Source organism: Pseudarthrobacter sp. AG30, from assembly GCF_003116525.1.
Lineage (GTDB): Bacteria > Actinomycetota > Actinomycetes > Actinomycetales > Micrococcaceae > Arthrobacter.
On record NZ_QEHL01000012.1, the window covers coordinates 48,092 to 61,800 of the forward strand.

The following is a 13,709-nucleotide window of genomic DNA, read 5'->3' on the forward strand; positions in this document are numbered from 1 at the left end:
ACCGCGCTTGTTGGCATCCTGCTGGTTGCCTTCAGCGCCAGGGAAGCGGTCTCGGCGGCGTCCCCGCTTTTACGTCAAATAGGCGCGGACCTTCCCTTCGACGCCCTGACCACAGGGATCCTCGGGATGCTGCCGACCGCCAGCTTCGCAGTGATGGGCTTCCTTGCGCTGCCGCTCCTGCGGCGCATGCGCCTGGAACACCTCCTGCTGGTTGCCCTCCTGCTAACAACATTGGGGCAGCTCGGCCGCGCAGTGGGGGGCGTCCTGACATTCTTGGTCTTCACGTGTGTCGCCATGCTCGGGATTGGTCTGGGCAATGTCGTCGCGCCGCCTCTCCTGATGAAGTATTTTCCCGACAGGATCGGGATGGTCGGAGCGCTCCATGTCACTCTCCTGGGGGTCAGCACGGCTGTGGCCGCCCAATTGGCCATACCTCTGGGCACTCTTTATGGCTGGCGATTCTCCATTGGTATCTGGGCTTCCCTCAGCGCGGTGGCCACGATCCCATGGCTGAGCCTTCTTGGCGTCAAACGAGCGGTTGGGCGCGCCGGAACCCCTCCAACCAAGGATGGACTGCCGTCCCGGGCGAACGCTGTCAGGCCTTGGAAATCATCAATCGGATGGGGCATGGCTTTGATATTCGCCGGATTTTCCAGCAATACTTTCGCGGCGCTCACTTGGCTCCCGGCTGTCCTCGTCGATAGAGGAATGAGACAGGAAACTGCTGGATCCATGCTGGCGGTCTATTCAATCCTGGCCTTACCATTCGCTCTGATTGTGCCCGTGGTGGTTCAAAGAATGTCCCGCCCGCTGCCTGTGGCCGTCCTATTTGTCGCCGCCTTCGCCATAGGTTACGGAGGCATCATCTTCGCTCCACCAGCTACCGCAGCGGTTTGGGTCATCATTGCGGGGCTGGGCCAAGGTGCCTATTCCTTTGCGTTCGCCATGATCAATATGCGAACTCGAACGCAATCCGGCTCCGGGAGCTTGTCTGCCTTTGCCCAGGGAACTGGCTACGCCCTGGCAAGCACCGGACCATTCATGTTCGGGCTCCTGCACCGTCCAGGGGAGGGCTGGCTGCCCTCGTTCGCCATGCTCGGTGCCTGGCTTTTGGTGCTGGTGACGGGAGCCATCATGGTCAACAAGGCACGGATGCTTGAAAATCACACGCCGGTCCCGCGGCAGGCACTGAAAGGACAAGGTCCATAACGGCACATGAAGACATGGAGTACTGCGCCACGAATGTCCGTAACCAATCCCATCGATTTCTTGAAATTAACTCGAAGGAGAGACTTCATGCACACCCTTTGCACCGTTGCCCTAATTGTCGTGGGGCCAGCATCGTGACGCGGTCGGCACGGCCCCTGCGGGTGGCAGTGGTCGGCGCGGCCGGATGGGCAGGATCTCGGCATGCCAGAGCATTCGCCAAGGCGGGTGCCAGTGTCACCCACCTTGTGGAGAAAGACGAGCGGGCCGCCCTGTTGGCTCCGGAACTGGGAGCCCAGGTGGTGCCCACCGTTCAGGAGCTCCCTTCCGATGACCTGGACCTGGCCGTCGTGGCACTGCCCACTACTTTGCAACCCGCCATCTGCGCTGATCTGCTGAACAGGGGAATTCGGGTGCTGACGGAAAAGCCGGTTGCGGCGGATGCCGAAGGTGCGGCCGTCTTGGCTACCGCTTCGGGAGTAAACGAACGGCTCATGGTTGGGTACACACTCCACCAGCATCCCGCCGTCGAAATCCTCTCACAGTGGGTACGAGACAACGACGTGATCGCTGTAAATGTTCGTTCGGTCGCCCATAAGGACAACATTGACTTATGGCGTTCTGATCCGAAAGAGGGCGGCGTTGCCGTGGTAAACGGGATCCACGCCATAGAACTGGTCTCTTCGTGGTTCGAGGGTGATCCGGATGTCCTGGCCGCCAGCGCGAGCAGCAGCCTTTACGGGTCTGCAGTACCAGAACACGTTCTGTCCATTCTCGAATTTCCCCGTGGACCGGTGTTCAGCTTGCAGAGCTATTGGTCTCCCTGGCAGGAACCCCAAGGGCTCAATCAGGGAGATTGGAGCCTCACCATCGATGTTCTGGCCACTGACGGCAGGATGTTGTGGTCCAACGATTCCCTTCGCTTCTGGGACCGCGACGGTAGCCAACACGAGCAAGATTTTGAACCATCCGACCTCTTCTTGCGTCAGGCAGAAGCGGCCCTGAGATTCTGCGCGGGTGGAATGCCCGCGGTCACTTTCGCCCAGGCGCTCCGAGCAACGCAAATCGCCGATGCAATCCGAAAGGCGCGGCCTTCGAAGCCCGGAAGGTGCCAACCCCTTAGCACCGATGAAACCTGAACTATCTACACCGGCCGAGCAACTTCAACTAAGGAAAACGAACATGAAGCATGCACCTCACGCTCCGACCACAGGAGCACTGCAGTCAGGCTTCGCGCAGAGCGGAGCGAGCCGATGAGCCTCAAAGAACAGGTGGTTTTGGTAACGGGGTCAAGTGGAGGGATCGGTGCCGCTGCAGTCACGGCATTCATAGCCGCGGGAGCCATCGTCGTCGGCGCCGACCGGTCCCCAAAAGAGGACCAGTCCTTGGAGTCGTTTTACTCCCTCGACATCACCTCGGAACAACAATGCGCAACGGTCATACAGGAAATCCAAGCCAAACACGGTGGGATCGATGTCCTTGTGCATGCAGCAGGAGTGCTTGGCCCCACCCCGGACATCATGGAAACAACGTCCGAAGAGTTCGACTCCATCCTGAGGATCAATGCCACCGGTACCTTCACGCTGGTCCGGGAGACCGCCAAATCGATGATTGAGACCGGCACAGCCGGCGCCATCGTGGTCCTGTCCTCGGTTGCGGCCAAAGAAGCGCGCCTCAATTACCTGCCCTACAACGCGAGCAAGCTTGCGGTCCTCCACATCATGTGGTCCTTCGCCGAACTGCTTGGACCCAACGGTATTTCAGTGAACGCGATCGCACCAGGGCCGGTCAACACCCCCATGTGGGCGCAATTTGCGCGGGACTCCGGACCCGACGCAGCAGCCAACCGGGCGAAGAGGGCAGCGCAACTGCCGATGCGCCGGTTCGCCGAGGCCGATGAAATTGCCCGGGCCATCCTGTTCCTTTCTGACCCCGACAACCGCTACATCACCGGAGTGTCTCTCGACGTGGCAGGCGGAGCGCATCTGGGAATCGGAACCTAAAAAACCCGCCAGGTCTTTTCGTGCCGCTGTGCCTAATGTCGCAGCGACCCACCATCAAGGCTTCAGGGCTACCCCCTCCTGAGAAGCAATTCAGCAACTGGGGGAGAGCTTGCTCTACTAAGGAGAAACCCAATGCAACATCATCACACCGCGCTGCACGTTACCGATATGGACCGCAGCGAGCGATTCTACGTGGATGGCCTTGGACTGACACGTTTGGATGCCTGGACCTCGGGGCCATACGTCGGAGATCTTTACGGCCGTCCCAACGTCAAGGTCAGAGCCATACTTCTAGCTACCAGTGACGGGTCCTTTCGGCTGGAACTCGCCCACGCAGAGCCGCTACTGCCAGCCGTCGATCCCTCTGAGGCGCAGCCTGGGACGGCTCACGTGGCCTTTACGGATATCGATGTGCGACAGGTTTACGCAAGAATGACAGCGCTTGGTTACAGCGCGGTATCCGAACCCATTGCCCCAACCTCAGGCCCTATTGCGGGAGGGTGGCTGGTTTACCTCCTCGATCCTGACGGAAACCGTGTGGAGCTGATTCAGCCGCCAGACTGGCGGCCGGGCGAGGACTCATAGGCCACTCGCTGAAGGTCGTGCCTAGTCAGTCCTTATCGTTTCGGGACAAGATACAGGGCGCGTCCGGCCAAAATTCCGGTAGAACGCATTTTGGTCTAAGTCTTCTGGATGGAGTGTGGGTGGGTATCATGCCCGCCCACGCTGCATTTAACCTGCGTACGACGCCGGCGTGGAGCATCAGTGCCCTCAAAGCTTGTTTCCCCGGCAGTAGCCGGACCAGGTCTCACGCTCGAGAGCTTGCCTGTCCGGCGAAGGTCTCCAATGACAGCCAGAATCCGCCATGATCGTCGCTCTGCAACAGCGGCCGCCAGCCAAAGCGACGAGACACGGCCGGCTCCCGCAGAATCGAGAATCGTCAGCTCTGCCCTGAACGGACTGGCGGCTGAGGCTGGCGCCCCTAACGCGGGAGAGCAGACCGGAAACCACGTCCCTGGCAGATCCGGCATTCGGCCGCTGGTTCAGAAGTGGGGGGAGCGCCGCAACCATTTGTCTGCCGGGTTGGCTCCGGGCTTCCAGCACCGGCGCATCGGATATTGTCTCCAGGCAGTTCGCTGGCAACGTTCATGGCACCACTGTCTTTGGCCACAAGTCTTGGATGAGCCGTCGGCACGTCGGCAGTTCATTCGGACAAGGACGGACGGAGGAAAGCCTTTCTGTAGGTGTCAGGTCCGAGAACGCACTTGGCGAACCGGATGCCCTCTCATGGCACGTGCAGCTCTTGAGCGCATGTGGGCCCCGTGAGCGTCAATCAAATACGGTCACGGGGCCCTTGTTGCTGGTGGCTGAACTGTTGTGGCGGCTAGCCCTTGACGCCACCGGATGTCATGCCGGCTACGAACCAGCGCTGAAAAGCCAGGAAGATGGAGAGCACGGGGATGAAGGCAACGACGATGAATGCGGCAAAGAGTCCCCAGAAGCTACCGAAGCCAGTGGTTATATATCGCACGATGCCGTTCTGCACGGTCTTCATGTCTTCCGTCGTGGCGAGGACGGTGCCGACAAGGAAGTCGTTCCACACGAATACGAAGATGAAGATGGCTACGGCAGCGATGCCGGGACGGATGAGCGGGAGGATGATGCGCCATAGGATCTGTATCCGGGAGCAGCCATCAATTGCCGCCGCTTCCTCGATTTCAACGGGGATGTTCTCGATGAAGTTGCGCAGGAACAGGATGGTCTGTCCACAGATAATGGCCGTGTAGACGATGATCATCATGGGGTAGGTGTTGATCAGGGCGGTCTTGACGAACATGGAATACAGCGCGATGAAGACCACGATCGCCGGGACCATGGACAGCACCAGTATCCCGGTCATCAGGGTTTCCATGCGCCGGCTCCGGTACCTCGTGGCAACATAAGCGGCCGGGATACAGATGGCCAGGGCAAGCACGATGGAGCCGCCGGCATAGATGAGCGAGTTGACGAAGAAGCGGATGTTGGTCGATGTCAGCAGACCAACGTAGCCCTCGGATGAGAAGGGGTCCGGGATCCACCTTGGCGGGAACTCCAGGGTGTCCGAGGCGGTTTTCAGCGATGTGGATACGATCCACGCAACGGGCGGCAGCACGACCGCCGCTGAGAGGATGATGTACGCCCAGGCCGGAACGGCCTTGATGACGGCGGTGACGGGTCGCTGTCGGCGCGGGGCGGTGGTGCTCACAGGCTTTCCTTCCGTCGGAAGCGAATGGCGACGAGTGTCAGGACGATGTTGACTGCAAAAAGCAGGATGGCCGTGGCTGAGGCTCCGGAGAGGTCGAACTTGTCGAACATTTGGTTGTAGACCCGCATGGACAGCGTCTCCGTGGAGCCGATCGGACCTCCTCTTGTGGTGACCAGGATGATGGTGACCATCTGTACGTAGAGCATGAGAAGAACGACTACGACGGAGACAATCGTGTTGCGCAGGTAGGGGAGGGTGATGTTCACGAATGCGTGCCAGATGCCGCCGCCATCGACCTTGAGGCTTTCGCGGAGCTCTTCCGGAATCGTTTGGAGGGCGCCCAGGAAGAGGAGCATTGCCTGCGGATAGGACCACCAGGCCGTCATTAGGGTTACGGCAACAAGGGCGCTGGTCGGGGACGAGAAGACATCAGTGGGACCGAATCCGAGGGATTTGGTAATGGCTGATGCTGGACCGTAGTTGGGGTTGAGGAACCACAGCCAGATTGTTCCTGCAGTGGCCTGTGACATCAGCCAGGGCAACAAAAAGAGGCTTCGGACGGAGCGTTTGAAGCGGTGAAGGTTGTTGAGCACGATCGCAGACAACAGCCCCGCCGGCAGGGCGATAACCAAGGCCCCCAGCGAGAACACCAGGGTTGTCCGGATGCTGCTGGGCAGGTCGGCGTCCGCGAATAGTCGGACAAAGGAGTTGAGACCCGAGAATTTACCGATCTGGTAGTAAGTCGTCTCGTGGAGGGCGGTCCATACTGTGTAGATGAGCGGCCCTACAAAAACAAAGAGGAAGATGGTGCTGACTGGGACGACGTAGAGCCAGACCATGCGGTCCCTTCGGACCCGGCGGAAAGCCTGGGTGGCTGAGGGCGCAGCTCCGGTCCTGTGTGTGCTGCGGGTGGGGCTTTTTGTTGACATTATCTGTCCCTTCCGAGGGGAGCCTGATGTCTCAGGATCCCCTGCTATCGGGCTGCTACTTCTTGTTGGCAGCATCCTGCGCGGAACGGATAAAATCGCTCCCCGACGAGCCGTTGAGGATCAGTTTCTGCCCGCTCTGGGAAAGCCCTCTGGCGAGGGAAGTCCAGTTGCTGGAGTAGGTGCGTGGTTTGCTATTGCTCTTGACGTAAGCGGCGATGTCATTCACAGTTTTGGACTCAGGCGAGGAGAAGAACGGCTGCTGGTAGGTGCCGGCACGCGTGGGTACCTCGCCTCCGGTGGCCATTTTCGCGCCGGCTTCAGGCCCGGTCATGTACTCGATAAACTTCCAGGCCGCCTCGGCGTGTTTGCTGCCGTTGCCTATGCCCAAGGTCCATCCAATGGTGGTGCCTGTCGTGTCGCCCGTGTTTGCTTTCGGCAACGCGGTCCACTTAAGGTCCGGATTCTGTGAGGCATAGGAGACGGCCCGTTCCGTGCCCATGACCGCCATCGCGACCGTGCCGCTTGCCATTCCGTCAGCTACGGTGCCGTAAGTATCCGAAACGACGTTGCTGCCAAGGGCTTTTGCGTCCCTGAGCTTGGTAAGGAAGTTGCCAAAGTCCTCTCCCTTTGAAGTCGCGAAATCTGCCTGCCCATCCTTGTTCCACAGCTCTTGGCCAACCTGTGTCATGAAGCAGTCGAAGAAGGTGCCGATGATGGCTGAATTGTCACTGTCCGAGAAGCCCGTTCCGAAGCCGGTGAAACCAGCAGTGGCCGCTTTTCGTGCAACGTCGACTACCTGGTCGTAAGTGGTAGGAACGGTCGCGCCGATTTGAGAAAGAATCTTTTGGTTGTAGTAGAGGGCACAGGTCCGGTACTCATAGGGCACGGCCACCTGCTTGCCGTCAGGACCGGCAAGAGCGTTGGTTGGGCGCAGCCAGTCAGTCACCTTGGAGGCAGCATCAGGAAGCGGTGAGTAGACGCCGGCAGCGGCCATTTGAGGAACGACGGGAGTGTACATCTTGAAGACATCGGGGGCCTGGCCTGCTGCCGCGGCTTGAGGCAGCCTGTTCAACATATCGCCTAGTGACACGACGGAAAGATTGATCTTGATGTTAGGGTTTGCCGCCTCGAAATTGGCAACGTTTTCCTTTAGGGCCTTTGAGCGCGGGTTGTTCTGGCTGGGATCGAGGAAGTCCCAGTAGTTAAGCGTCACCGGGCCCTCAGACTGCGGAGTTGAAGGGGCGCAGCCGCTGAGGGCAAGGCTGGCTACGACGGCTGTGAAGAGCGCCAGGCCCCATCGCTTTTTGATCATGAATTTCTCCTGTGAACTGGGTTGCTGATGCGGGAGCATGCCGTGCTCACTCGACGCCTACTAAGCGAGGGCCGCCGATGGGTGGGAGAAGCCACTGAATCATCGAGTCTCTCCTTTGAGATCGGTTGCATTTATACGATTAGCAGTGAGATCGGTTGCTGAGATCGGTTGCAACAAATGTAGGGGCGCACGAAGGTGATGTCAAGGAGAACTTTGAACGTGCAGATTCGCGGCCCCCGCGTTGGTGATGAGGCGCGATGCACGGATCCTGATCACCCTCGCATCTTTGGCCGGGGGCGATATGTCCTAGGTGTGCCGCGAGGACCCGACCAGGGCGATCAGATGGTCGATACGGTCTCTATTTGCGGCCGCGACATGTGAGCCAAGGACAACAGCAATCCATAGACAACAGAACACCGAAATGATGAACCTCAGGCCTGCTGCCAGACAGAGGAAGAGGTGCGACGAAAATGGCGACGGGACTCACTGCTCTTGTGATGACTACTGTCAAGACCTTACTCGGCGTCAGAATAACGAGGAACTCTGTTTTACCGACAGTGGCCCGCGACGCTCTCAGATCTCATGCTGACAATGGCAGAGTCGTGGAATCGGAATCTATAGCTCGAGAATCGTCGAGTAGCCCGAAAAAGCGGATTTGATAAGGCCGCGTCTGCCACAGGGGCCGCGCTGAGACTCCTTTCGACTCAACGGGCGTCCTGAGACAAGACGACAGTCGGTAGACAAGCCGAATCCTCCCTGATCAGGCCCCCACGACGTCAGGTTGGAGTGTGCTCCACATTTGCACGAAGTGACGTTTGGATCAGGTGATTGCACTGGTCTCGGGCGGCCTCGGACCTATACGTCGGTTTGTGTGGGCTGATGCCTTGGGACTCTGTCTCGGTCGTAGGTGATGGAGGTGTAGCCGTGGGGCTCAGGTCGACCTGAAGTGCCTAGATTCACGAACACTATTTCTTCGATCGTGAGGATGCTCCGACGTGTGATCATGTTACGGACTTCGGCCCGCATGGTTAAGGAAGTTCGACCGAAACGCGTGGCCGTCAGCCCCATTTCCAAGAGGTCTCCCTGCCGGGCGGAACTGACAAAGTTAATCTCCGAAATGTATTTGGTAACGGCTCGACCGTTGCCCAATTGAAGGATGGCGTAGATTGCCGCCTCCTCATCGATCCATTTCAACAGGCTCCCACCGAATAGGGTGCCGTTAGCGTTCAGGTCTTCTGGGCGAACCCATTTTCGGGTTCTGAAGGTGATGTTGGAGGTGTTCATGCGTCGATCATTTGCCATGTACAAAGGGCAGCCTGGGGTCGATGTCCTGGTTTTCCCAGGTTTGCCGGACCCAACCGTGGTGGCGGTCGTCGCTGATCAACCACTCGCGCACCGGTCCTGGGCCCGCCATTACGTTCAGGTAGTAGAGGTCGTAACCCGGTGCTGCCATGGCCGGGCCGTGCCAGCCGTAGGGGACCAGGACGACGTCTCCGGTGCGCACCTCAGCCGCGACGTCGATGGGCCGCTCGTCGGAGGCATAGACGCGTTGGTAGCCGATGGCATCCGCGTCGGCTGGCGCGCCGGACGCAGCTGCCACCTGGGTCTCGAAGTAGTAGATCTCCTCGAGGGAGGTCTCGCCGTCCTTCTCCTCGTCGTGCTTGTGCGGAGGGTAGGAGGACCAGTTCCCGGCGGGCGTGAGGACTTCGCAGACGATAAATCGGTCTGCTTCCAGGGCGGCCGGAGTGCCGAAGTTGTGGACCTGGCGTGAGCAGTTGCCGGCCCCGCGCAGTTCCACCGGGGTTTCCGCGGCGGACACCAGGCGGGTGGGGTACGAAGCCTTGGCGGGCGCGGTTGCCACGGCCCCGCGTCCGCCGTCGGCCGAACTGATGCGCACGGCACGCCCGGCGCCCGAGTAGAGGACGTCGGAAGGGCCGGAGAATACCGAAGCGCGTCCCGCAAGCGGGTAGTCCGTGCTGTCCACGGTCACGGTAAAGGACCCGTTGAGGGGAACCACAATGCGTTCCTCGTCCGCGGCGGGAAGTTCGACGGTGGCGCCCGCAGCGAGGCTGGCTACCTTAAGTCCGGTATGGGCCCAGCCGTCCACGGTGAGGGAGGAATCGGAGGTTCCGATCGAGACGTCCCATTTGCCGTCTGTGGCGGTGCCCAGGGGGTAGACCCAGTTGGTCATGGAGTTGGCTCCTTGGATTATCGCTGTATGAGTGTCATTTCAAAGCTTTGGAAGGCTGGCCGTCAGGGGAGCTATCGCAGGGTAGGTCTGTGTTCATTGACGGCCAGGTTGGAAACGAGGGGGCCGCGGGCTGCCGTAGAAGCTGCTGAAACGACACCGGGTCAAGGTCTCGTCGGAGCCGCCGTACAGATTTGGGTCGGCTTCGGCAGGACTTGCAGCCAAAAACTGTCCATGCGGCAGAACAGTCATGACGGGCTTCAGGTCCGTCGCCAGCAGACACGTGCGCGCCGCCCGTTCATCAAATGCAGATTCGGGAAACGGTGACCCGCCGCTTCAGAACGTTGCTTGGCACAAATATGCGCTGGCGAGGAAAACATGTTTCGAGAAGCGTATGGGTTTGTCGTTCCATGCGAAGGCGGTGCAGGCCTTGACCAGCATGGGAGTCTTTTGAGGAACCTCGAGCAACAGTGACAGTGCCTGGTCCGCTACCTCGGCCGTGATCTGGTGCTGCACAAGTCGGACTTTTTCTTGGGGACTCGTGGCCGCTATGGCTGTGTCGGTAGAAAACAGTCGATCTGCATCGTGCATGGAAGGTTCATCCGGGTAGAAGTCGTCCAGCAATGCCACAGGCTGATTCTCAAACATTTGCCTTCGTCTTGCCCGCCAGATGTAGGCGTCTTCGCCCAAGCCAAACGCCTTCTGCATGGAAGGGGCCGCCACGACTTTGACCGGTCTGGCGGTCTCCTCGGCGAGTAGTTCAGCGTTCCCAAGAAATGTTACGGTAAGGGGTTGCTTACGGAACGATGAAGCCACGAACGTCCCAACGCCACGCTTTCGGACAATGACGCCTTCCTCTTCGAGGAGGTCCATTGCTTTTCGTATGGTAGGCACGGATACCCGAAAGTCCTGGGCAAGACGATGATCAGGCCCTACCGGTGCTCCTTCTGCCAGTGACTTGGAGGCAACCGCTGTTCGGATGGCAGTGGCAACTTGGTGATACAGAGGCACAGGCGACGTGTCACTTACTGCGAAGTTCACTGGTCAGCCGCCCCGTGACCATAAGTCCAAAACGGTTCTGCGTCGGCCTGACCGGATAGGAAGGGGCAAGTCGTTGTCCCTGCGGGCATCAGGGCGGTCAGCGGTGCGACGCTTCCAACAGGTCTCTGGCCTCGCCACTGCACGGGATGATGAGCATCTGTCCGGCCGAGGCAAGCACCGTCTTCACCGTGGGAAGGTCGGTAAAGGTAATGGGTCAGGTTGGTCATAGTTTCCTCGTGCTAGAGCGAAGCCGCGGCGGCGAGCAGAACACCGCCGCGGCTGCGGCCGCAACTGACCTTTTCGATGCACGGAAACCGGGCGGGGCAGTTTAGTGCGGCAATTGTCAGGACGTTGGGGAACGTGTTTCGGGTGTGGAAACGTGGCCCGTGGCTGCGCCTTCTTTGAAGAGGTCGGACTTGTCGCCGGTCTTGAACTCCTCTTCAAGTTCTTCGAGGGACTTGGCCTTTGTCTCGGGCATGTAGACCTTCAGGAAGACCAGGCCGGCGCCGCCTAGAACCACAAAAATGAAGAATGTTCCGGAGATTCCGATCAGGCTGACGAGGACCGGGAAGAACAGTCCGATCAGGAAGTTTACGATCCAGAGTACGAAGACGCAGACACCCATTCCGGCGCCGCGCAGGGTCAGCGGGAACATCTCGGACAGCATGAGCCAAGTGACCGGGCCGATGGAGCCCTGCATGAAGGCCAGGAAGGTGGTCATCAAAGCCAGGAAAAGGATTGCGCGGAGCATCCCGGGTTCGGTCGCCAGCGATACGAGGCCGATGAGGAGCAGCGAGGCGGAGGTGCCCGCGAGCCCGGTGAGCAGCATGGGGCGGCGGCGTACCTTCCCGAGCAGCATCATGCCGGTGGATGCCGCTGCGACGGATACGACACCGTTGGCGATGGTCGCCCACAGCGCCCCGGTGGTGCCGAAGCCGGCGTCGGCCAGGATGGTCGTGCTGTAGTACATGATCGCGTTGACGCCACTGATCTGTTGAATGACGGCGATCCCGAGCCCCACGATGAGGATGCGCTTCGTCCAGGAGTGGGCGACGAGTTCACGCCACCCGCCTTTGCTGGATTCGTAGTCCTCGCGGGCCATCTTGATGACGTCGTCGAATTCACGCTGCAGTTCGTGCTCCGGCCGGACCCTGCGGAGCACGTCGAAGGCTTCGGCATTGCGTCCGCCTGCGGCCAGCCACCGGGGTGATTCCGGCAGGATTAGGGTGCCGAACCAGAGGACGACGGCGGGAAGCGTGGCCAGAGCCACCATCCACCGCCAGATGTGGTCGCCCGCGAAAAAGGTTCCGAGCATGGCGTTGGAAACGTAGGCGATGAGCTGGCCGGAGACGATCATCACCTCGTTCTGGGTGACGATCCGGCCTCGGTCCTTGCTGGACGCCATCTCGGCCAGATAGACCGGAACGGTCACGGACGCCCCGCCGACGCACAGGCCCAGGAGGAACCTGGCAACGACCAGAATCTCGGTGGTGGGCGCGATGGCGGCACAGGCGGTGGTCAGGAAGAACGCGACGGCGAGCCACCGGATGGTACGTTTCCGGCCATTGCGGTCCGACAGCCGGCCGGTGTACATGGCGCCGAACGCGGCACCCAGCAGCAGAGCGGAGGTCACCAGCCCTTCCTGGAGGGCATTCAGTGCCAGGTCTTCCCGCATGAACGGCAAGGCGCCATTGATGACACCGGTGTCGTAGCCGAACAGGAGCCCGCCGAAGGTCGAGAAGACGGCGATCTTGCGCATGAACTTTCGGGTTGCGGCTGCTTCGGTAGAGGTCGCCTTCGACGTCATGCGGTGGCTCCTATCGTGGCTCTTCCACTGGAGACGCTGGCTGCGAACTCCTGCATAGTGTGGAGCTGGAACCGGGACACGTCAAGGGCGTTCTCATCCTCCGCGAAGACGCTGGAGACCATGACCGTGTCGTCCCGGTCGATGAAGCCGATCTCGCCCAGGCCACCGAAGAACTCGTCCCAGTTCACGTCGCCGTCACCGATCTTCAGGTGCTGGTGCACCCGGACCGGGTTGCCCGGAGGATTGGTGATGTAGCGCAGGCCGTGGGAGGCATGGTGGTTCATGGTGTCGGAGACGTGCACGACACGGATCTTGTCGCCGGCAGCCTGCATGATCGCCAGCGGGTCATCCTTCATGTGGAAGGTGTGTGAGGCGACGTATGTCATGCCGACGCTGGGGGAGTTGAGACCCCGGATGACGCGCAGAGCGGCGAGGCCTTCCTCGACAAAATCGTCCGGGTGCGGGTCGATGGCCACGTGCACGCCTTCACGTTCGAAGATCGGCAGTAGCTCTTCCATGGACTTGTAGAAAGCGGCTTCTGATTCTTCGGGAAGCTCGGGACGTCCGCTGAACTCCGTGTTCATCTGGGTCGCTCCCAGGTCCACGGTGATCTGAATGGCCCGTTTCCAGTACCGGACCGCCGCCTGCCGCATTGTTTCGTCAGGGCCAGACCAACGCAGGACGGGCAGGACAGAGGCTACTTCAACGTCCGCGTCCGCGCATGCTTTACGGAACTTCGCCACCAAGTCGTCGTCGGCCTTGGGGTGGGTGAAGAACGGGATCATGTCCTTGTGCGGCGTGAGCTGCAGGTACTTGTACCCCAGGTCAGCGGCAAGGCGGGGGAATTCAAGCAGGGTGTGGCTGTGATGGAACGGTGTAGGGTCAAGCGCTATTTTCACGGGAACTCCACTGGGTCTGTAGGGACAGAAGTCGGGGTGAGGAGGCGGGGCGAACGCCGCCGCCTCCTCACAGTTGCCG

12 protein-coding genes are annotated in these 13,709 nt (G+C 60.2%); 4 read left to right on the top strand and 8 right to left on the bottom strand.

Annotated elements, in window-relative coordinates; all coding sequences use genetic code 11:
- Window positions 1-21 precede the first annotated feature (21 nt).
- The 4 genes from DC347_RS10990 to DC347_RS22175 all read left to right on the top strand — a co-directional run bounded on the left by DC347_RS10990 (window position 22) and on the right by DC347_RS22175 (window position 3,794).
- Entirely contained in the window at window positions 22-1,209 is a 1,188-nt protein-coding gene (locus DC347_RS10990; RefSeq protein WP_240617787.1) for an MFS transporter, read from the top strand.
- Between the two features lie 167 nt (window positions 1,210-1,376).
- On the top strand, window positions 1,377-2,345 hold the full coding sequence (locus DC347_RS10995; RefSeq protein ID WP_240617788.1) for a Gfo/Idh/MocA family protein: 969 nt from the start codon (window positions 1,377-1,379) through the stop codon (window positions 2,343-2,345).
- 114 nt (window positions 2,346-2,459) lie between these two features.
- Window positions 2,460-3,209, top strand: a complete 750-nt coding sequence (locus tag DC347_RS11000; RefSeq protein ID WP_109045457.1) for an SDR family NAD(P)-dependent oxidoreductase — start codon at window positions 2,460-2,462, stop codon at window positions 3,207-3,209.
- Between the two features lie 132 nt (window positions 3,210-3,341).
- A complete protein-coding gene (locus DC347_RS22175) occupies window positions 3,342-3,794 on the top strand; it encodes a VOC family protein (RefSeq protein ID WP_109045458.1) in 453 nt (150 codons plus the stop codon).
- A 799-nt stretch (window positions 3,795-4,593) separates the two neighbouring features.
- On the opposite strand, the gene DC347_RS11010 is transcribed toward DC347_RS22175, so the two are convergent.
- The 8 genes from DC347_RS11010 to DC347_RS11045 all read right to left on the bottom strand — a co-directional run bounded on the left by DC347_RS11010 (window position 4,594) and on the right by DC347_RS11045 (window position 13,630).
- Window positions 4,594-5,454: a carbohydrate ABC transporter permease gene (locus tag DC347_RS11010; RefSeq protein WP_109045459.1), complete on the bottom strand. Its 861-nt coding sequence runs from the start codon at window positions 5,452-5,454 to the stop codon at window positions 4,594-4,596.
- A complete protein-coding gene (locus DC347_RS11015; RefSeq protein ID WP_240617766.1) occupies window positions 5,451-6,383 on the bottom strand; it encodes a carbohydrate ABC transporter permease in 933 nt (310 codons plus the stop codon). The genes DC347_RS11010 and DC347_RS11015 overlap by 4 nt, the downstream gene beginning before the upstream one ends.
- A 55-nt stretch (window positions 6,384-6,438) precedes the next feature.
- Complete coding sequence (locus tag DC347_RS11020; RefSeq protein ID WP_240617767.1) at window positions 6,439-7,695, bottom strand: ABC transporter substrate-binding protein; 1,257 nt, start codon at window positions 7,693-7,695, stop codon at window positions 6,439-6,441.
- A gap of 855 nt (window positions 7,696-8,550) precedes the next feature.
- Window positions 8,551-8,979: an acyl-CoA thioesterase gene (locus DC347_RS11025; RefSeq protein WP_109045462.1), complete on the bottom strand. Its 429-nt coding sequence runs from the start codon at window positions 8,977-8,979 to the stop codon at window positions 8,551-8,553.
- A gap of 7 nt (window positions 8,980-8,986) precedes the next feature.
- Window positions 8,987-9,886 (bottom strand): 5-deoxy-glucuronate isomerase, encoded by a 900-nt coding sequence (gene iolB / locus DC347_RS11030; protein ID WP_109045463.1) that lies wholly within the window; start codon window positions 9,884-9,886, stop codon window positions 8,987-8,989.
- A 333-nt stretch (window positions 9,887-10,219) separates the two neighbouring features.
- Window positions 10,220-10,924: a GntR family transcriptional regulator gene (locus tag DC347_RS11035; protein ID WP_109045464.1), complete on the bottom strand. Its 705-nt coding sequence runs from the start codon at window positions 10,922-10,924 to the stop codon at window positions 10,220-10,222.
- A 343-nt stretch (window positions 10,925-11,267) separates the two neighbouring features.
- Window positions 11,268-12,731, bottom strand: a complete 1,464-nt coding sequence (locus DC347_RS11040; protein WP_109045465.1) for a sugar porter family MFS transporter — start codon at window positions 12,729-12,731, stop codon at window positions 11,268-11,270.
- Window positions 12,728-13,630 carry a sugar phosphate isomerase/epimerase gene (locus DC347_RS11045; protein WP_109045466.1) on the bottom strand — a complete coding sequence of 301 codons (903 nt, stop codon included), beginning with the start codon at window positions 13,628-13,630 and terminating at the stop codon, window positions 12,728-12,730. Before DC347_RS11045 ends, DC347_RS11040 begins: the two co-directional genes overlap by 4 nt.
- Window positions 13,631-13,709: the final 79 nt, after the last annotated feature.